Origin of the sequence: Nostoc sp. JL33, assembly GCF_017114985.1 — a bacterium.
GTDB lineage: Bacteria > Cyanobacteriota > Cyanobacteriia > Cyanobacteriales > Nostocaceae > Nostoc.
Genome location: NZ_JABXKP010000076.1, coordinates 1 through 20,473, shown reverse-complemented (window position 1 = coordinate 20,473; position 20,473 = coordinate 1). Strand labels below are relative to the sequence as shown.

15 protein-coding genes are annotated in these 20,473 nt (G+C 43.5%); 8 read left to right on the top strand and 7 right to left on the bottom strand.

What is annotated here, in order from left to right:
• Window positions 1-138: 138 nt before the first annotated feature.
• Both HWQ23_RS22010 and HWQ23_RS22005 read left to right on the top strand, forming a co-directional pair.
• On the top strand, window positions 139-285 hold the full coding sequence (locus HWQ23_RS22010) for a hypothetical protein (protein ID WP_292832783.1): 147 nt from the start codon (window positions 139-141) through the stop codon (window positions 283-285).
• A 203-nt stretch (window positions 286-488) separates the two neighbouring features.
• The gene (locus tag HWQ23_RS22005; RefSeq protein WP_292832780.1) at window positions 489-1,895 is read left to right on the top strand and encodes a glycosyltransferase family 2 protein; all 1,407 of its coding nucleotides are present in this window, start codon (window positions 489-491) and stop codon (window positions 1,893-1,895) included.
• Between the two features lie 65 nt (window positions 1,896-1,960).
• Here HWQ23_RS22005 and dnaX read toward each other — a convergent pair whose 3' ends face one another.
• Window positions 1,961-5,314 (bottom strand): DNA polymerase III subunit gamma/tau, encoded by a 3,354-nt coding sequence (gene dnaX, locus HWQ23_RS22000; RefSeq protein WP_292832777.1) that lies wholly within the window; start codon window positions 5,312-5,314, stop codon window positions 1,961-1,963.
• A 689-nt stretch (window positions 5,315-6,003) separates the two neighbouring features.
• On the opposite strand from dnaX, the gene HWQ23_RS21995 reads away from it, so the two are divergent.
• A complete protein-coding gene (locus tag HWQ23_RS21995; protein WP_292832773.1) occupies window positions 6,004-8,928 on the top strand; it encodes a DUF4347 domain-containing protein in 2,925 nt (974 codons plus the stop codon).
• A 20-nt stretch (window positions 8,929-8,948) separates the two neighbouring features.
• On the opposite strand, the gene HWQ23_RS21990 is transcribed toward HWQ23_RS21995, so the two are convergent.
• Window positions 8,949-9,095: a hypothetical protein gene (locus HWQ23_RS21990; protein ID WP_292832770.1), complete on the bottom strand. Its 147-nt coding sequence runs from the start codon at window positions 9,093-9,095 to the stop codon at window positions 8,949-8,951.
• Between the two features lie 277 nt (window positions 9,096-9,372).
• Between HWQ23_RS21990 and HWQ23_RS21985 the strand changes: the two genes are divergently transcribed.
• Together HWQ23_RS21985 and HWQ23_RS21980 are read left to right on the top strand one after the other, a co-directional pair.
• Entirely contained in the window at window positions 9,373-10,059 is a 687-nt protein-coding gene (locus tag HWQ23_RS21985) for a hypothetical protein (protein ID WP_292832767.1), read from the top strand.
• 198 nt (window positions 10,060-10,257) lie between these two features.
• Window positions 10,258-14,139: a CHAT domain-containing protein gene (locus HWQ23_RS21980; RefSeq protein ID WP_292832764.1), complete on the top strand. Its 3,882-nt coding sequence runs from the start codon at window positions 10,258-10,260 to the stop codon at window positions 14,137-14,139.
• A 59-nt stretch (window positions 14,140-14,198) separates the two neighbouring features.
• Here the strand turns inward: HWQ23_RS21980 and HWQ23_RS21975 are convergent, their stop codons facing one another.
• The 4 genes from HWQ23_RS21975 to HWQ23_RS21960 all read right to left on the bottom strand — a co-directional run bounded on the left by HWQ23_RS21975 (window position 14,199) and on the right by HWQ23_RS21960 (window position 16,252).
• Window positions 14,199-14,327, bottom strand: coding sequence for a hypothetical protein (locus HWQ23_RS21975; RefSeq protein WP_292832761.1), 129 nt, complete (start codon window positions 14,325-14,327; stop codon window positions 14,199-14,201).
• A gap of 121 nt (window positions 14,328-14,448) precedes the next feature.
• Complete coding sequence (locus tag HWQ23_RS21970; RefSeq protein WP_292789634.1) at window positions 14,449-14,649, bottom strand: hypothetical protein; 201 nt, start codon at window positions 14,647-14,649, stop codon at window positions 14,449-14,451.
• Between the two features lie 270 nt (window positions 14,650-14,919).
• Window positions 14,920-15,477 (bottom strand): recombination mediator RecR, encoded by a 558-nt coding sequence (gene recR / locus HWQ23_RS21965; protein WP_292760440.1) that lies wholly within the window; start codon window positions 15,475-15,477, stop codon window positions 14,920-14,922.
• A 424-nt stretch (window positions 15,478-15,901) separates the two neighbouring features.
• Window positions 15,902-16,252: a histidine triad nucleotide-binding protein gene (locus HWQ23_RS21960; protein ID WP_292832758.1), complete on the bottom strand. Its 351-nt coding sequence runs from the start codon at window positions 16,250-16,252 to the stop codon at window positions 15,902-15,904.
• A gap of 220 nt (window positions 16,253-16,472) precedes the next feature.
• Between HWQ23_RS21960 and HWQ23_RS21955 the strand changes: the two genes are divergently transcribed.
• Window positions 16,473-17,063 carry a glycosyltransferase family protein gene (locus tag HWQ23_RS21955; RefSeq protein WP_292832755.1) on the top strand — a complete coding sequence of 197 codons (591 nt, stop codon included), beginning with the start codon at window positions 16,473-16,475 and terminating at the stop codon, window positions 17,061-17,063.
• Between the two features lie 541 nt (window positions 17,064-17,604).
• On the opposite strand, the gene HWQ23_RS21950 is transcribed toward HWQ23_RS21955, so the two are convergent.
• Window positions 17,605-18,771: a pyridoxal phosphate-dependent aminotransferase gene (locus tag HWQ23_RS21950; protein WP_292832752.1), complete on the bottom strand. Its 1,167-nt coding sequence runs from the start codon at window positions 18,769-18,771 to the stop codon at window positions 17,605-17,607.
• A gap of 230 nt (window positions 18,772-19,001) precedes the next feature.
• On the opposite strand from HWQ23_RS21950, the gene HWQ23_RS21945 reads away from it, so the two are divergent.
• Both HWQ23_RS21945 and HWQ23_RS21940 read left to right on the top strand, forming a co-directional pair.
• On the top strand, window positions 19,002-19,670 hold the full coding sequence (locus HWQ23_RS21945; RefSeq protein WP_292832749.1) for a ribonuclease T2 family protein: 669 nt from the start codon (window positions 19,002-19,004) through the stop codon (window positions 19,668-19,670).
• A 360-nt stretch (window positions 19,671-20,030) separates the two neighbouring features.
• Window positions 20,031-20,438 carry an inorganic phosphate transporter gene (locus tag HWQ23_RS21940; RefSeq protein ID WP_292832747.1) on the top strand — a complete coding sequence of 136 codons (408 nt, stop codon included), beginning with the start codon at window positions 20,031-20,033 and terminating at the stop codon, window positions 20,436-20,438.
• Window positions 20,439-20,473 lie beyond the last annotated feature (35 nt).

The following is a 20,473-nucleotide window of genomic DNA, read 5'->3' as shown; positions in this document are numbered from 1 at the left end:
AGAAAGAATTACTAATGCCCTGTTTGGCCAATAAATGAAGTTACTGCTAAGAAATATTAAAATTTCGGTTACAATAATGCTGCATTAACTTTTATCGAAGCTGGGGAAGATAACACTAAAGATCCCCACTGTAAAGTGGTGGATGCCGTTATTGCAGTTTCTCCCAACAACAAGCTGCTGCTACCTTGCTATTACTTTGCCCAAACCGGAGTTCTCATTGGAGAAAGTCCGACTCTACAAGCTTCCTGCCCAAGTGGTTATCAAAGGAATCAAGCCTCTGTCTAAGAGTAGCAAACGTGGTTAATGTGAGGTAATTACGCAGAGTGGCGGTGACAACAAAGGTAGTCCCAGCGGCTTTTGGCTTAGAGATAGCGGGTATTGCAGTTTGCCCATTCCGATTAATATCGGGAAAAGTAGCTTAGGGATATTTGTCCGTAAAATTACTAACTGTAGACAAATACTGGTTTTTGAATCAAGCAACCTAACCTATGCCAGCGAATTCCTGGCCCGAAGAAGATTCTTATCAAGAACTTGATCCGCTCAACTCCTTGTTGTCTGACCTATCAGTAGATGAGGAGTCGGTGTTAGAGACAGATCCTGTGTCTCTACCATCGCGGTTTCAAGGTCGTAGACGTAAGGCGGCTCTAGTCTTGACTATCGTCTGGAGTGGCACGATCGCACTACATTTAGTTTCTTGGGCTTCTATATTTATTCTAGGACTGACCACCATTCTAGGATTTCATGCCTTGGTGGTAGTGTTTACTAAATCCCGTCGCTATCCAAAAGAAATACAGGGAGATTTACCCTTTGTATCTTTGCTAGTGGCTGCGAAAAATGAGGAAGCGGTCATTGCTAAATTAGTCAAAAATCTTTGTAATCTGGAATATCCAGGTGGGCAGTACGAAATATGGATAATTGACGATCATAGCAGTGATAGCACCCCACATTTATTAGCAGAACTAGAGCAAAAACACAAGCAATTGAAAGTACTAAGGCGTTCAGCAGAAGCTAGTGGCGGCAAATCGGGGGCGTTGAATCAGGTATTGCCACTGGCAAAGGGCGAGATTATCGCAGTATTTGATGCTGATGCCCAAGTGACACCAGACTTGCTGCAACAGGTAATACCTTTATTTCAAAGAGAAAAGGTGGGGGCGGTGCAATTGCGAAAAGCGATCGCCAACGCTAAAGAAAACTTTTGGACTAAGGGTCAAATGGCCGAAATGGCACTTGATACCTGGTTTCAGCAACAGCGAACTGCTCTTGGTGGCATTGGCGAACTGCGGGGCAATGGTCAATTTGTCAGGCGTTCAGCCTTGGAAAGCTGCGGTGGCTGGAATGAAGAAACCATTACCGATGATTTGGATTTGACAATCCGCTTACATTTGGACAAATGGGATATTGAGTGTGTTTTCCATCCGGCGGTGCAAGAAGAAGGAGTCAGAAGTGCGATCGCACTCTGGCATCAGCGCAACCGTTGGGCTGAAGGCGGTTATCAACGCTATTTGGATTATTGGGATTTAATTCTCAAAAACCGCATGGGAATACGCAAAAGCTGGGATTTGCTGATTTTTATGCTGATTATGTATATTTTACCTACAGCAACAGTCCCAGATTTATTGATGGCGATCGCTCGTCATCGTCCACCAATGTTAAGTCCGATCACAGGCTTGTCCATTTCTATGTCGATGGTAGGGATGTTTACAGGTCTGAGGCGGGTACGTCAAGATCAAAAATTCCCCCTTTCTACATATTTTCTGTTGCTAGTGCAAACCCTGCGTGGCAGTTTATATATGTTGCACTGGTTAGTCGTCATGAGCAGTACTACTGCCCGGATGTCGGTAAGACCAAAGCGGCTGAAATGGGTGAAAACTTTGCATACTGGGAATGGGGAATAGTCCCTTTCGGGAATTAAAAATTAAAAATTAAAAATGCAAAATTACCAAAAATAATTTTGCATTTTTTATTCATCATCAACTTCTGATTCTTCTACCCACTCAGGCGTAGTTATAGAGTCGGAAAATTCTGTGGAATCATCTGCAAAGCGGATAATTTGTCCGTTGAAAAATTTTGCTAGATGTTGAGCTGCGATCGCTACTTCGTCAGGTTCCCAATCAGGTGCGGGTGTTCGCTTTGGCGCTGGAGGCAAAGTTTGCATCCCATTTCCGTTTACCCCATTTCCATTTGCCCCATTTCCATTTGCCCCATTTCCATTTACACCATTTCCATTTTTTGCTGCTGTCGGTGCTGGTGGTGGAGTGGTTGGCTGTGGTACTGGCGCTGGAGACGAAATTTGCTGGTTGTAACTGGGAGTAGGTGGTTGCTGAACGCGAGTAGAGTCTTTTGGGGGTGGATTTTTTTTGGCTGAGGTGGGAGTTGCAGAACTGACTTGTTCCAGATTTACCTGAACTTCACGTTGAAAAGTCTGCTGGAAAGCTGCTTTCATCATCGGGAGATCAGATTTAAGTGTTTCATACCATTTAGCCCCTTTAACAGCAATACGCGCTACAGTACCGTTAAACTCTATTAGCTGGCACATTTGCCCCAGTAAAGCTTGCCTGGAAGGCATCGGAAAATTAGCACGCACTTGTTGCCAAACCTGAGTTAAGTCATATTCTGCTTCCCCAACAACTTCTGAAGTTACTGGTTCAACGTTCACAGGTGATATAGGTACAGATTCCGGTTCTGGGATTGGTGGTGAAACTGAGTTAGCAGCAGAATTGTGATTCGTTTGCCGTTCAACTGGGGGAGATGAAATGACGGGCTGATTTTGGGCAGATGCTAGATGATGGTTTGCAGAATTCTGATTTGTTTGCGAATCAGGTAAAGGTACAGAAGAGACTGCTTGATTTTGGGCAACTGCTGGAGGATAGCTTGGAGATACAGCAGGTGTATTAACTCGCGGCGCGACACTTGCGGCTTGTGGCTGAATATTCGTTGCACTCGGTAACAATCCTAGTAATGTTACCTCCAACCACAAACGTGGCTGGGTGCTATTTTTAATTTGTACTTCTGATGTTCGCAGGTGTTGCTGTCCTGCTAAAATCGCGCTCATATCCAAGTATTGGGCAAACTCAACCAGCGCTGTCCAGGTTTGCTGAGTAGAAGCAACCAAATCGTGGCGATTGGGTGCAGTTTTGGCAATGAGTAAATCGCGGTAAAAAGCGGCGAGATTTTGCAAAATAGTTAGGGGTTCTCGACCACGATCTAAAATGTAGTGGGTACAGTCCAGAACTGCTTCCGGTTTATCTTGAGCGATCGCATTTAAAAGCCCCAGCAAGTCCTGTTCGCTTACCGTCCCCACCAAATCCCAAACTCGCTCTGGTGTTACTTCACCCGCTAACAAACCCAATTGGTCAAGTAGACTTTCGGCATCTCGCAACCCTCCCTGAGCAAGTTGGGCTACCAGGGTTACAGCGTCGGGTGAAATATGAATGTTTTCTATAGAGGCGATCGCACTTAAATGCTTCACCATCGCTTCTAACTGAATGCGTCTAAAATCAAACCTTTGACAGCGCGAAATAATCGTTGGTAACACCCGTTGCGGGTCTGTTGTCGCCAATACAAAAACAACGTGTCTCGGTGGTTCTTCTAATGTTTTCAGTAGCGCGTTGAACGCTTGAGTACTGAGCATGTGGCAATTGTGTACCAAAAGCCCATTTGCCACAAAATTATGATTATCTGCAACTTCAATGTCATAGACTCGCTCAATCCCAGCGAGGTGAACAGATTCGACTGTCTCCAAACTTGTAATCCATCGAGGGGATGGAATATTGTTTAAGGTCTGCCAGCCATTTTCTACTGGTGCTTGCCCCCAACCGTATATAGTGGTATGTCTTGCCAGTACTACTTCTGGTGTAAAATTTTGTTGTTGCTGAGTATCCCATTGCTGTAAGCCAAGTAGCAATGAGTTGGTTTTCTGCGGCAGAGAATCCTTCGGTATGTAGTTGAATTTGTGGACTTCCTTCTGGACTGAGGGCAAGTGAACCATCATCGCAAAACCACCAAGCAAGTCCTTCTGGGGTAATTCGATTAAGCCAGTCCATAGAGACGAGTTTTTTATCCCGATTCGGTTTAACGATGTTAAAGACATCTTTGAGTTGGGGATGGCAACCTGTCTTACAGGTAACTGATATGTTTCCGTATCCTTTGTTAGCTGTAATTCGTAGTTTTGGACGCAATTCTTGAAGGCGATAGGCTTTGTATTCCAACCATTCTTGCTGATTTTCTGAGTGTGTCCAACATAATCTGGGGAATCTGCTGTATTTATTGGGATAACTGATAGAGCCATCTCCAAGTAAGGTTCCGTAGATAAGTCCAAGTACATTTGGCTGGATAACTGCCGCATCTGCAAGAAACTTTTCTGTTCTAAGTTCCCAAATTCCGCGTCCTTTTTTATATGGATGTTTTTCCCAACGAGACTGGATGCTGATGATTCCTCGGCCTTTTTTTTGTAAAAAGGTTGGGATATCAAGCTTTTCTCCACACCCGCAAGCACAGAAAGGTCGGAGTAATTCGGCTTGTTTAAGGATAGATTCCAGGTCGAATGATTTTTGCCCGGATGTATTGCCTTTAAACTGGTGTCCGCTAGCAAATCTCCGGGTGCGTCCATCGATACCAAATTTGTAAATGAGGATGCCACATCCACATTCACAGGGGATAGTATCTTCATTCCTTCTTTTACGTTCTTTGCTGGTAGCCATCCCTGGTTTGTCCTAATTAAATGATTACCCGTACATTTAATTTCTCGGTTAGTTGTCTTGATAACCAGGGTTTGCCGTTCTCCTTGGTCTAACCACCTAACAACTTTCTTGAACTCCCACTTACTTAATGAGTCGTTGTAACTCAGAACCTTCTTGTCTTTAATTTTAGGATCATCAATTCTTTGAAGTCCCTCATCAGTCAAAACCAGAGAATCTCCAGTTAAACACTCGTCGATCACATAAACCTTGTACCGACACTGCACAGGAGCAAACTGGGCTTTTTCAATCAACTCGCGGATATTATCGACACCAGTGTTGCTCGCGGCGTCGATTTCAATTACATCTAAGGCGTAGCCCTTGGTGATCCCCTGACAAACCTCACACACGCCGCAGGGTTCAGCAGTGGGCTTATCACCTTTGAGACAATTGAGGGATTTAGCCAGAATCCGGGCACTAGAAGTTTTCCCCGTACCTCTTGGCCCAGTGAATAAATAGGCGGGGGCGATTTTGGATGTGGCGATCGCGTTCGTGAGGGTGGTAGCGATCGCTTCTTGTCCCACCAGTTCAGCAAAACTCTTGGGGCGATATTTGTGGTGCAGGGGTTCGTAAGACATGGAAATAGAGACTTCAATGCCTTTCAAAGTTAATTAGTAGCACCGAGTCGAGTTTAGGATTCAACTATTTTAAACTCTCGTACCTGCTTTGTTTGCCAATGTTGCCATAGCGCAAGACTCAACTAATGCCGTAAATTTTGGCACTCAGTAAAGCTAGCAACCACAGCTTATCCTCTACTATGATTTCAACATCAAAGTATCGGAATTATAGCATATCATTTAGTACATTTGTTCTATTAAAAGGAGTGGGGAGTTGGGAAGAATAACTATTGCCCAATCATGACTTACGCACTCAGATCCCCCAACCACCTTAAGGAGCTAGCGAGGATTTACGTTTCAGGCTTCAGTGTGTAAGTCCTATATATCTCAAACTAGACTCAGAACAGATCAGAAACGCCATTTTTTAAGTGTTTATACTGTGGTTAAAAACAAAAAGTATCGTTAACGTTACAAGAATTACAAAAAAATGCTTTTTAAAACTACTCCCAATAACTTGTGACTTGGAGGTTGAGGCTAGATAAACTAACGTTTTGAGGTTTCTTTAGTTAAAGATTTTCATTCTTGCATAACAGTAGCAATTGTCTAGTCTTTGTCCTTGTTTTACAAAGAATCAGGACGCTATTTACGTATGCTTTTAAATACCAAACAGTCAGCAAAATTTAATCAGTAAACCAAAAATTTTCCACAACATGAATTACAAACCGACTCAACTCCTTTTTATTGATGCGACTGTTAATGACATTGAGACTTTATTGCGGGGGGCTTTACCTAGTATTGAAACGCACGTCCTTTCTGGTGAGCAAGATGGTGTAGCCCAAATTACCCAAATTCTGCAACGCCGTCCAGAAGTTAACACGGTTCACATTGTTTCTCATGGTAGCCCCGGTTGCTTATACCTACGCAACACCCAACTGTGTCTTGATACCCTGCACAACTACACGTCACAACTTCAAACCTGGTTCACTCTCTCCACCTCCCCCTCTCTCCACCTCTATGGTTGTAACGTGGCTGCTGGCGATGCAGGCGAAGAGTTTATAGAGAAGTTGCATCAACTGACTGGAGCAGAGGTAGCTGCATCGCGCCAGGTAATTGGTGATGGTTACTGGTCGCTCGACGTTAGCTCGACAGGAACAAACGCACCTGCCCCATTCAATGAAGCGGTGCTGGCGACCTGGATGGGACGACTGGCACTGAGCATTAACAACCTCAGCAATTCATCCTATACCGAGCAGGCTCCTGCCATTGTCTTGGACAACGACATCAGCTTCTCAGGGGGTACGGACTACAAGGGCGGCTATATCGAGTTCAGCCTGGACACCCCGACCTCATTCGACAATCTGACGCTAATCACCGATGGAACCCCTTCCACCGTCAACAGTGAAATTTCCATTTTTGGTGATACGGTTTATATCGGCAATGGGACTAAAGCAGTAGTAGTCGGTAGCGTAGACCCGACGTTCAACGGTCAAAACGGTCAAAAGCTGCGGATAAACTTCTCCAACGATTCCAACGATTTCAAAAACGGCAATTTTAATCTCGGCTCGCCTGGGAGTACCACCATAACGGGCTGGACTAGCGTGAACCAGCAGGTAAAATTCGGTATCGATACCATCGCTGGCTTGCCGACGCCCATCGACACGACTATTCCGGCAAACGCGCCCAACGCCGACAAAAATACGGCCGCGTCCCCTGGCACAATGACAACAGTCCTCGATTCCACTCAGAACGATGGGTCTGGCAATTCCGTCCGGTTGACGAGTTCAGGAATCACGACCGCCCAAGGCTATGATATCGTTCGCGGGCCCTACATCTACAGCAATAGTACGGCAGACCTATCAGTTGGCGACAAGGTATCTTTTGAATGGCAGGCTGAGGGTGGCGATGATGCCTATGACGTTTATGGCTACATCGTTGATGTCAACACCGGCTACATCGAGACTATTCTGAACGAGACGGGTAGCAGTGGCTCTGCCTCCACTACTTGGGCGACAAAGGCAATTACCGTCTCCAAGGCTGGTGAGTATAAGTTCGTCTTCGTTGACGGTACTTACGACTTTAGCGGCGGTACGGCTGCAGGCGCACAGGTTTACATCGACGACGTGACCGTTACCCAGGCGGTGCCGCCTCCAGTTCTAAACGACACTCATCTATCCACCATCGCCCGCAGGGTTCAGTACAACAACACTTCGGATAACCCCGACACGTCGAAGACCCTGACTGTTTCCGTTGAAAATAACGCCAGCCAGACGGCAAGCGCCACCGCAACCATCAATATCACGCCTGTCAACGACGCACCTACCCTCACAGCAACAGCAGCCACCCTCAGCAATGGCACAGAAGATACCGCTTATACCATCACTGCTGTTCAACTCTTACAAGGGTTCACCGATGTTGACAATGATACGCTTTCCGTTTCTGGATTAACTGCTAACAATGGCACTCTGACTGACAATGGCGACGGAACTTACACCTTTAACCCCGCTGCTAACTACAACGGTACAGTTAGCCTTAACTACAACGTCATCGATGGCAAGGGTGGCATTACCCCCGCAACTGGTGCCTTTAGCCTAGACACACCTACCTTCAAGCTTTCAAAAATTGCGGATGATATCTTTAAAATCTCTAATAGCAGTAGCAAATCAAAACTTCAAGTTACTCTCACCGGACAAAGCTCTAATCTTGTAAATGAACTAGGAGTGTTTACCGTTGACGATGCTCAAGGTAACATTAATGGTATTGCTCCAGGCGCAGCAGGTTATGCCCAAGCAGCTTTAGACCGAGCTAAGGTAATTTTCTCTGCTATTGCCAATCTTCCCAATGGGTTTAATACCGACAATTTGACACATCTGTTGGAATTTAACTCCGATGAGAACTTGAGATTTTATTTGCTGAAAAATAGCACAAGTGATGCTGTACGGGCTGGAGTAACTCCACTCACAGACATACTATTTTCTAATCCTTTAAGCCAAAAGATTACAGATTTGGGGAATGATGACTTTTCCCTTGCTTGGAAAGATGGCTCTGGTAATAACGCTGCTGACTTCAATAATCTGGTGGTAAAAATTCAGTCCACAAATGATTCATTACCTCTGGGTACAAATCTCCAAGGAAACTCCCAAGGAGAAGTGATTGATTTGCGCGGTATCACAAGTCAGGTAAAAGCTGATTTTGTGGTCAACAGAGAAGCAGCTTTCAATAATTTTATCGGCTTCTATCAAGTAGCTGATGAGAATGGTGGCATTGACACCAACGCAGATGGTAAAGCAGATATTCTCACCGGACAGGCTGGTTATACTGAAGCCGCAGTTCGTGGGCGTATTGCAGGCATTGACTTGACAGTTAATAACCAAGGTAGTGCAACTTATACAGGAGCTTTCCAGCCAGGTTCTATCTTTGCACCATTTATTATTGCTAATGGTATACCTGATGCTTTAATTGATAGCAATCCAAATAACAATCCAGCAGTTTACTTCCCATTCTTGGGAGCTAACGCTGATAAAGTAGATCACATTCGCTTGTTAGGGAATAACGTTTTTGGCTTTGAGGATTTACCAAGTGGTGGTGACAAAGATTTCAACGATATGATCGTGCGAGTCAACATGACTATTGCCTAGTCTAAATTATTAAACATCGCCTATACTCCGTCGAGCCAATATTCAGCAATGTGGTTAAGCACCATTGGTTGGGAGCATCCACTTTTGGAAGAAATACCTGACAATTGGAAATCGCGGCTATCAGCAGCCATTCCTTTGCGATCAATAAAAGCCTCGCCACCGTCCACATAGCTAAGACAAAACTAGCTAACAGTCGCTAATATTTCATAATGTCTTCTTAATAAATCTCAACACTTCCACCATGAACTATTAAACCTCACAGAAGAGGACAAAGGAGCAGGGGAGCACAGGGAAAGTTGCAGTAAGTCTTCCCCCTCTGCCCCATGCCCAATGCCCTGTTTGGCCAATGCCCAACAGGAAAAATACATTTATTGACGGAACTAACGCCATAGTCCAGTGCGATCGCTACAATTTTAGGATAAGCAATACTCGATGGTGTAGCAGATGCTCAAGCGGCTATTTCAATGGCTCAAAAAGCTTTTTCAGAGCTTGTTTGGTGGAAAACAGACTGCCTCAAAATATCGGGGGGATGTGCAAAAAGAACCAGCACCACCCTTAAGCGATACGGATCTGGAATATCTCTTCAACGAACTGTTGCAAGGAGTACATCAAGCACGAGGGGAAGCATGGGCACGGAAGTGGCTACATAATATTGAACACCGCATCCCAACTGAACGCTGGGTTGAGTGGTTAGGGCGCTTTGGCGACAGATTGCTGGCATCAGCTACACCCAATAATGAAATAGCTGCGCGGTTAGTGCAACTGGGTGAGTTGGGCATTGGAGAAATCGGAGATGTTGCCTATAGTATTGGGATGCAGTTGTTGACACGCAATCAAGGCGAACCAATTTGGGAATATGAAGGGCCAGATGCTGTTAGCACAACTTTCGCCTCTGAGGCAACCACCCCAATATCAGAGTCAGCAGATGCGCCAGAGAACCTCCCAGAGGGAGAATCCCAAACTGTCACCCTAGAAGAGTTGTTTGTAATGTTGCAGCAGGATCAAAACTTACGCCAGCAGATTGCTCAACAGCTTGCCGTTGAGACAGACGATCCACAACTGCTTGTCCAGGCATTGATTAATCAATTATATCCTGCTGGTCAATCGACTACAGAGCAAACAGAAAATTAAGGGCTTGGCAAACTCAAAATTCAAGAGTTGAATCTGGGAATTGTAACGTTGTAATGCTATTGTCTTGAAGTTTAGTATATTTTTTGCTAGTCTGCTACGGAAGCGCTGTCAGGATCTAATGGGTTTTTACGTAATAGACGATTTTTTGAAGACAACGATGGCTACAATCTAGAAAAACAAAATCCAAGAGTGTGGCAGATGCTCAGGCGGATATCGCAGTCGCTTAAAAGGTTTTTAAAGCGCCTCATTCAAAGTAAGCAGACTCGTCGTTCTCTCAAGGGTGGGAGAGGACGTAATCTGGTGGGGGTAGTACCAGAACTAACCAATGCGGATCTGGAACAATTGTTTATGCAATTGTTAGAAGGCGTGCATCAAGCACGAGGACGACAGTGGGCATTGAGGTATCTGCAACGGATCGAAAATCGCATTCCGGCTGAACGCTGGATAGATTGGTTGGTGATGTTTGGCGAAAGCTTGCTTGCTTCACCCACACCGAATCCTCTGTTAGCAACCCAGATGGTGCAATTGGGAGAACTTGGTGTTGGCAGAATTGGAGACGTTGCCTATAACATTGGCATCCGGCTGATGCAAAACTCACCCATACAAAACTCCCCCACACCAATAGAGTATGAGGGCAATCAGGCGCAAGATGGGGTAGAAATCACTCCTGGGCAAGCGCTGATCCGCGACTTAGGCGAACAGTTATGGGAGTATGATCAGCCAGATGTGGTAGAAATAGAAACTACTCCTGGGCAAGAACTGATCCGCAATTTAGGCGAACAGTTATGGGAGTATAATCAGCCAGATGTCGTAGAAATTACAACCGATGAAGAAATTTTCCCAACTTCCCCTGGGCAAGAGCTAATCCGTAGCTTAGGTGAAAAGCTATGGGAATATGATGTGCAAGATGTTGAACCAATAACGTCAGCACCCCAAAATGTCTCTTCTGAGGAAGGATTGACCGAGAATTTAGAGGAATCGGTATTGGAATATGAACCAGAAGACGCCCAAACCACAATAACAGAAAATTTCCCTCTCCCCGCCGCAGAAGATTCAATCACCTCATTAGCTCAACTGAGGTTCGGCGAAGAAGAAGAAGTTACTCCAACTAAAACACCAACAAATCTGCTTTCCACTAGACAAAAAACTGAATTGACAACCTCTGACTCAGAGGAAACGTGGGATAACACTTTGACGAATTTAGAGCCAAATGTGGCTTATACCCTAGATGAGTTGTGGGTGAGGTTGGATCAAAGTACCAATTTAGTCCAGCAACTTGCTTCTAACTTGGCAGTTCAAAGCAGTAATCCCCCTGGTATTATTGAGCGACATAGCGATAATCCCCTTACCCAGGCTCAAGCGTGGTTTTACCAAGGTCTAAGCCAAGCTAAAACGGGTGATTTGTTAGGCGCGATCGCATCTTATGACCAAGCCATTGAACTTCAACCCGAATTCCCAGAATATTGGTTTAATCGAGGCTTAACGTTGTTTCATTTAGAACGTTTTGATGAAGCGATCGCATCTTACCAAACAGCCACAGAACTGAAACCCGACTTCTACAAAGCTTGGTACAACAGAGGCCGAACTCTGGGAGAATTAGGATACTTTGAAGAAGCGATCGCTTCTTTTGACAAAGCCATAGAAATCAAGCCAGACTACCAAGAAGCTTGGTCTAGCCGGGGTTTGGCGCTGCTAAAGTTAGGTTGGCTACCAGAAGCTATTTCTAGTTATGACCAAGCGCTGCATCTGGAACCAGAAGACCAGGAAAACTGGTATTACCGAGGCATAGCACTGGCTGTAGACGAACAATTTGCCGAAGCGATTATATCTTACGACAAAGCGCTAGAAATTCACCCAGAGTATCATGAAGTCTGGATAGACCGGGGTGTAGTGCTGTTTAATTTAGGAAAGTGGTCAGAAGCGATCGCCTCCTGGGATAAAGCCCTTTCAGTTCAAGGTGATTTCTACTTAGCTTGGTATAACAGAGGTATAGCATTAGACAACTTAGGACGCCACATTGAAGCGATCGCCTCCTATCAACAAACGATCGCCATTAAACCCGACTTCCACTTCGCTTGGTATAATCAGGCAGTAGCACTGGTTTCTTTAGAACAATTTGCCGAAGCGATCGCTTGTTATGACAACGCTTTGCAAATTAAACAAGATTATTGGGAAGCTTGGATTGGTCGAGGAACTGCGATCGGTAATTTAGTCGATTCTCAGGCATTGCTGAATTTGTCGAGTAGGATAACAGCGACAAATCCCGCCTTACAACAGGGCGGCTATGAAGGAAAATTAGCTAGCTACGAAGAAGGCTTAAAACATCTGCGGACAGATACCCACCCAGAAGGTTGGGGTAGATTGCATGTTGCGATCGGTAATACTTACTACGAGCAAGGCAAAAAGCATACCAATACCCGCGATTATTGGCGTAAAGCCGCATCTGAATATCATCAGGCGCTGTTAACCCTCACGCTAGAATATTTTCCCCAGTTGCACCTAGAGGTTTTGCAATCTCTAAGCAAAGTGCTGATGGGTTTGGGACAAACAACACAAGTTCAAGAATTACAGCAACGCGGCAGAGATTTATTGCAACAATTATTAAGTGAAGAAACTCGCTCAGACGAAAGTAAAAAACAGCTAGCTCTGAAATTTACAGGTTTTGAGCAATTGGCAGTTGATTTAGCCGTAGAGTCCGGTGATTTAGTTGAAGCTTGGCAAATTGCTGAACAAGGCAAAAATGCTTGTTTAAACTGGCTGCTTTCTGGCTGGAATGATCATATTTACTCACCTGATTATGGCGCAATTCAACAACTATTCAATCCCACAACAGCAATTATTTACTGGCATATTAGTCCGGTTGCCCTACATACTTTCATTCTCAAAGACCAAGCGCCATCACCAATCCTCCTGTTTACACCCATGCAAGATCCTGGGGCAATACCTTTAGGAGAAGAAGCTATCCGTCTAAATGAATTGCCTCTACCCGAAGCAGTGCAACGCTTAATTGAATTTGAAAGTTGGCTAGAAGATTGGCATCAACAATACCAAGAATATCGCAGCATGGCTCAAGACAAAGAAAGTAAAAGCCAGCATTCTTGGCGAGTTGATATGGAACAGAAGCTGCTGCAACTGTATGAAATCCTGAATATTTCCACAATTGCACAGGAACTCGAAGGCATCACCCAACTGGTTTTAATTCCTCACCGTGACTTGTACAGATTGCCCATTCATACCCTTTTCCATCTCTCTGACCCATCGCCGGAAGAGTTGCCGAATGTGGAGTCAAATTTCAGCGTCACCTATCTGCCTAGTGCCCAAATAGGTTTATCAATAAAAACTGAAGAGATTTGGCAGTGGCAAAATCAGTTATTGCTCAGTGTTGAACATCCTGAGAGTGCAGCTTATCCCACGCTAAAATTTGCCAAACTTGAGTCTGAAGTTGTGAGCCAGATGTTCAATAACATCAAACGAATTCAGGGGACAGAAGCTACAAAAAATATTGTCGAAAACGCCTTATTTGCTAATTACAACATCTTTCATTTTACGGGTCATGTCACTAATAATTTGGCTGAACCCAAAAAATCAGAATTAGCATTAGCAGGTGGAGACAAACTTACTCTAGATGAAATCTGCCAGCAAAATCTAGCAAGTTACAACCTGATTACTCTCTCTGCCTGTGAAAATTTAAGTACTAGCAACCACACTATCAGCAGCGAATATGTGAGTTTAGTGAGTGGTTTTGTGAGTCAGGGTGTTCCTCATGTAGTGAGTACTCTGTGGAGTGTTGAATCTTCGGCTAGTGCGTTGGTAATGATCGAGTTTTACCGACGATTACAGCCCAATAAATCAGCAGTTACTGCCTTAGCTGAAGCAACACGATGGCTGAAAGAACTAACTGCTGGAGAATTGACAAAATGGTATGAAGATGTATTGAATAATCTGCATCCTGAAGAATTACGCATTCAAACTTATTTAGCGACACAGCTATATAGAAATAGTAAAATGGCATCAGATAAAAATCTTTATAATCATCCTTACTACTGGGCAGCATTCACGATTACAGGTAAGCCGAATTAATTTTTTGTGTTGCTGCTAAAACTGCTGTTTTATTCCTCGCCGATTCTGGCTTCTTAGAGCTAGATAGTTGTATTTCCAGAGGTAGGACTAGCTGATGGAGCAACAGCAGTTGGTGTTTGAGGCGTAGTAGTAGTAGATTCTTCAGGTTTCTGACTACAACTACCTAGCATCAGCACTGTAAATAACATCAGTATCATGCTCCTTTTGCGATCGCTATGGTGGACTAAATAATCAGGTATTCAATCCACCATTGTTGAGTTTAGTTACAAATGAGAGCCGACGCAGTTAAAGCTTGACTCGTTGTCGGAGTCAGCTTTGCTCTTGATCAACTTTTTCGATATCATCAGGTGTACCAGTGGCAGAAATTTTTGATGCGCCAGATTTACCTGCACCTGAGTTGCCGCCAGAAGCGCCAGCACCCCCTGAGTGTTTAGAATCGGTGTTGCCTTGTTCTTCTTGAAGCTGTTCAAGACGGTTTTTTTCTTGAGCTTTATCTTTTTGGTCAGCCATATCTTATTTACATTTTTTGCGTAGCGATCGCTCTTAACTCTATCATTTTCCTTATTCAAGCGACACCAGAGGCAAATGCTTTTAATTAAGGCTTCTGGACGGCGTTGCTAACAATAGCTCACTCCTTTAAGACTAGCTTGTTGATTTTTGGGTTATGAGATTGCCCAAATCTCTTTGCACACATCGTAGTGCCTCAAAATTTATGTGCTGGCAAACGTGATTTTAACAGAATTAGTAAAGCTAGCTTTAAATAAGGAAGTTTATTTAAGCCTAATCTAACTCCCTGCGTCCTTCCAATGCCCTTGCCAGGGTCACTTCGTCGGCATACTCCAAATCACCACCTACAGGCAAACCAAAAGCAATGCGCGTCACCTTGGTAAATGGTTTCAGTAGCTGACCGATATACAGTGTTGTTGTCTCCCCTTCTACACTCGGACTAATTGCCAGAATTACTTCTTGAGGTTTTTGCTGACTCACCCGGCGCTGCAAAGCCAGTATAGTCAATTGTTCTGGCCCAATTCCATCAATTGGCGAAATCACTCCACCCAAAACGTGATATTTACCTTTATACTCACGGGTTTTTTCCAGCGCAATCACATCGCGGGGATCTGCTACGACACAGATAGTGCTGTTGTCACGGTTGGAATTGCGGCAGATTTCACAAACTGGTTCAGCAGATAAGTGAAAGCAAACAGAACACAAGCCTATCTGCTTTTTTGCCTCAATAAGAGCTTGTGCCAAAGCTTCTACTTCTGCTTCTGGGCGCTTCAAAATATGCAAAGCCAGTCGCTGGGCAGATTTGGGGCCAACTCCCGGTAGGCGTTGCAATTGCTCAATTAACCGTGCTAAGGGACGTGCGTAAACCGTTGTCTTGTCTCCAGGATGTTCTTACTTTTACTATAATGACATTCTTACTGGTTTTTGGATTAGTCCTTTAATTTATCAGAGGTCAAGCAGACTCTGCACACCCCGTCTGCTAGGTTACAAACACAGGTATAAACCATCGACAACCTAAACCTTAGACCTATTCCCCCTCAATTAGGCAATTGCAGTCGTGCTGGAGTTTTTCCTAAAGTAGTTACGTTCTAATAAGCTGTTCCACATTTTACTTGCTCCCATTAGGGCGGGCAAGATGCCCACCCCACAAGATTTTAATTAAATTTAGATATGTAAACTAGATATGGAACAGCTTACCAGTGATTTTTTTTAGTGATGAATTGCGTCTAGAGATACAATTCATCCTGCTTTTTTATCAACCAGGAGGCCAGCTCAACTGCCGTCCTCCCAAAATATGCACATGTAAGTGATGGACTGTTTGACCACCGTCATCACCAGTGTTGATCACAACTCGATAACCGTTTTTCAGTCCAGCTTCTTCGGCAACACGTTTGGCGGTTAACAAAAGATGCCCCAACAGAGCATGATCGTGAGATTCAGCATCAGCTAGTGAGGGAATGGGTTTTTTGGGAATGACGAGGATGTGAACGGGCGCTTGGGCGTGGATGTCTTTGAATGCCAGGGCTAAATTATCCTCATAAACAATATCAGCCGGAATTTCCCGACTAATGATTTTGCTGAAAATCGTTTCTGTAGTTTCACTCATGCTAATCTACCTACTCATCTGCTAGAGATTTTAAAAGTTTACTGTAGGACTTGATCATCTACACAACAAAATACTCGTTCCTGTGATAAAGTTTTCCATAGAGAAAATTCGTTATACCCCAGCATAGAGACAATAATTATAATCTCTTCCTCAACTATTAGCTGGCATTTTGATCCTTAGAAAGTTGCATATTTTGTGTCCCAGCGCTTTGGAAATTTAGATGAAATCAAAATACTACTTTGTTGTTTTTATTATTATCATAATTAGCATCTTTCTGCGTTTCTTTTTGTTGCAAAATCAAAGTCTTTGGTTTGATGAAGGCTGGAGCCTAGCTTTATCTGATGGTACAACCTTTCAAGAAAATCTCTTCCATATTGTAAATCGAGAAGCTGGTGACAAATACCAACCGCTTTATTATTTGGTCTTGTTCTATTGGCGTTCGGCTTTTGGAGATAGTGAATTTGCGATTCGATCGCTCTCAGCTTTGCTCGGAGTCGGCTCAGTAATTGCCATATTCTTTACTAGCCTACGTGTTTATGGAAAACAACATGCCTTATGGTCGTCCATGATCCTAGCAGTTAGTTCTTTCAATGCACCAGAATATGTTCTCAAAACAGTAAATGGTAAAAATCTGGCAGAAAAAGTTAGTAGAATGACTAAAAATGCAGATACAGTTTTTGTAATAATTAATCGCGAATTTAATTGGAAAATGAAAGATGTTTTTCAAAGAGAAATGAATTATTTATATAACTTGGAAGATGAGGCTGATTGGCCTTATATAAAAATATATCGATTCACAAGGAAAAAATAGAAGAGAGCAGTATTATTGCTAATAACCTGAAACTTCGAGCTTGGAACTGAGAACTTCAACTTCGGAACCAATACGGTTCAGTTAAGTTAAGCCCCAAATCCTTTGTAAAGACGTTGCAATGCAACGTCTCTACATACCAAAAATCCTTAACCCAAGCGTATTGACTTCGGAACTCGAAACTTCAGGTTTGAAAATGAACTTCACCCGTTCTGAGCCGAAAAGGTGAAAGGAGTTAATAAGTTGGACAGTTGGTAAATTATCCTCACAAATGACTACTAACTAAACCTCGTCCATTTTGAAACCTGGAGTAGTGCCAATATGGTTCGGTTAAGGTAAGAGACGCGATAAATCGCCGTCTCTACAAAGGACTGATTATTGTAAAGACGGCGATTTATCGCGTCTTTGCGATTAGCGGCGTGTCATCAAAAAACCTTATCCGAACCGTATTGGGAGTAGTGCGGGCATCTTACTTGCTACTACCCGCATCTTAGCAAGATGCTCCCACTACTTTTAAAACTATGGTTCTGAAAATAGATGTGGTTTAAATACGCGACTTGACAAATTTCTCTAATCTATCCATTCCCTTTTCAATCGTCGCCATATCTGTGGCGTAGGAAAGGCGAATGTTGTCATCAGCGCCAAAAGCAATTCCGGGAATGACTGCAACTTGGTGTTCTTCCAGCAAAGCGTCAGAAAATTCTAGGGATTTAAGACCGGTTTTGCTGATATCAGGGAACAGATAAAAAGCGCCATCTGGCTTTGCGGTACTCAATCCGGGAATGGCGTTGAGTCTTTGTAACATTACCTGTCGTCGTTTGGCGAAGGCTTGGCGCATTTCTTCGACACAATCTTGAGAACTTTCCAAAGCCGCGATCGCACCATATTGAGCAAAGGTACACACGTTAGATGTACTATGCCCTTGGATGGTACTCGCGGCTTTAATAATTTCCACTGGGCCTGCTAAATAACCAAGTCTCCACCCAGTCATCGAATAAGCCTTCGCAAACCCATTACTAATCAAACTGCGGTCAAAAATTTCCTTCCCTAGAGAACCGATGCTGATATGTTCTGCACCGTCGTAGAGAATCTTTTCGTAAATCTCATCAGAGACAACAAAGATATCTGCATCAACTACTACCTGCGCCAGTGCTTTGATTTCATCTGGCGTGTAAACCATCCCTGTAGGATTAGATGGGGAGTTGAGGATAAATAGCTTTGTCTTGGGCGTGATTGCTTTACGGAGTTGTTCGGGAGTAATTTTATAACCAGTCGTTGCATCTGTGGGCACAATCACCGAAACTCCACCGACTAAAGTCACCATTTCGGGATAACTTAGCCAGTAGGGTGCAGGGATAATTACCTGATCACCTGGATCGATCAGCGCCACTATTAAGTTGTACAGAGAATGCTTACCGCCATTGGTGACGATGACATTTTCTGACTTGTAATCAAGACCGTTATCAATTTTAAGCTTATGGGCGATCGCTTCCCTTAACTTTGGTTCTCCGGCTGCTGCACCATATTTGGTTTTGCCTTCATCCAAAGCTTTTACTGCTGCGGCTTTAATATGCGCTGGGGTATCAAAATCTGGTTCTCCAGCGCTAAAACTACAAACATCTATTCCCTCTGCCTTCAGTGCCTTAGCCTTGGCTGCGATCGCTAAGGTTAATGAAGGTGTTACCTTACTTATTCTTGCTGCCAGCTTCATTCTTACTATTTTTGGCAAATCTTTCACTTATCTAAGGATATCCCAGAATCCCTACCAAGATTTGCTGTTTCTGAATTCGTTCGGGATTGAAAACTGGGGAATTAGGAAGAATTCCTCAGCCTTGACTCTTAACAATGTATTCTGTTTGACACTCCCCGCCGTTCTACGGCGGGGTTTTAGTCCCATTTTTCTGATAACTTTATTTTTAAGGTAAACTAGCTGTTTATAATATGCAGTTCCAAAAACTTTTCATCGCATCTTCTCTGTTAATTACTGGTCTTTTTCTACCGAATGCTGCCATTGCTCAAAATCGCGGTACTCCGGGTGAATTTGATTTTTATGTACTGACACTCTCTTGGTCGCCGGATTATTGTGCAGCAAATGGTACCCGTGACCAGCAGCAGTGCGGTTCTGCAAAGAAACTTGGTTTTGTACTACATGGTTTGTGGCCAGAGTACCAAACTGGTTATCCTGCTAATTGCTCCACGCAAAAATTACCGTCGGAAGTAAAGCGGCAGTTTCCCAATTTGTATCCTAGCAATAAACTTTACGATCATGAATGGGAAAAACATGGTACTTGTTCGGGGAAAACTCCTGCGGAATACTTGGCATTCAGTAAAAAGTTAAAAGATGCGATCGCTATTCCCGCAGCTTATAATCGTCCTAATAAACCCTTGCGTACCACAATTACAAATTTTAAAAATTCATTTGTCAGTGCTAATAATAATTTTACTGCTGATGGTGTAGCACCTTTTTGTTCTGGTTCAGGACGATTTTTGCAAGAAGTCTTCTTTTGTTATTCCAAAAACGGTGAAGCTGGTATTTGTAGCGCCGAGATTTTGAAGCGATCGCAAAAAAGTTGTGGTCAGCCAGATTTCTTACTGAGAAACGTTAGATAACAATCGGGCATTGGGCATTGGGCAGGAGTTCTTCAATTTTGAATTTTGAATTTATTTCTACCCACTTCCCTGCTCCCCACAACTATGATTTGAAGTTACTTAATTTATTATTTACCATTACTTAGTCATTTCTTAACTTATCTAATCTAATCTTCAAATGTAATTAGAACCCATTCTTATTTCGAGATAGTAGGCGCAATCAGAGAATCTATTTAGGAAAAAGTTGTATTTATAACTATAAATTTTTAAGTAGTTCTCTGAATTGCAGTAAATCCAGGTTTATTTCCTAGTTTTAATAGTTTTTTTGTCACCAACTTGTTTTTGTCAGACTGCATTCTTGTCTTTTATTGGGAGTGCTAAATGGAATATTTATTTCTAGCTTTGGCGCTGAGTCTTGCACTCGGCTTTGAATTTGTCAATGGTTTTCATGATACTGCAAATGCAGTTGCTACAGTCATTTACACTCATAGCCTAAAGCCAAACATCGCCGTCGTTTGGTCAGGATGTTGGAACCTAATTGGTGTGCTGACATCAACTGGAGCCGTTGCTTTTGGCATTATTGCCCTGCTTCCGGTTGAGTTGGTAATTAATGTTGGCTCAAGTGCAGGCTTTGCAATGGTATTTGCACTTTTGATTTCAGCGATCATGTGGAACTTGGGAACCTGGTACTTGGGCTTACCTGCATCCAGTTCACATACGCTGATTGGTTCAATTATGGGTGTTGGTTTAGCAAATTCATTGTTGTCTAAGAGGGTGTTTATAAAATAATTCTTAAGCAGGTGAGCTACTATGATTACGAGCTA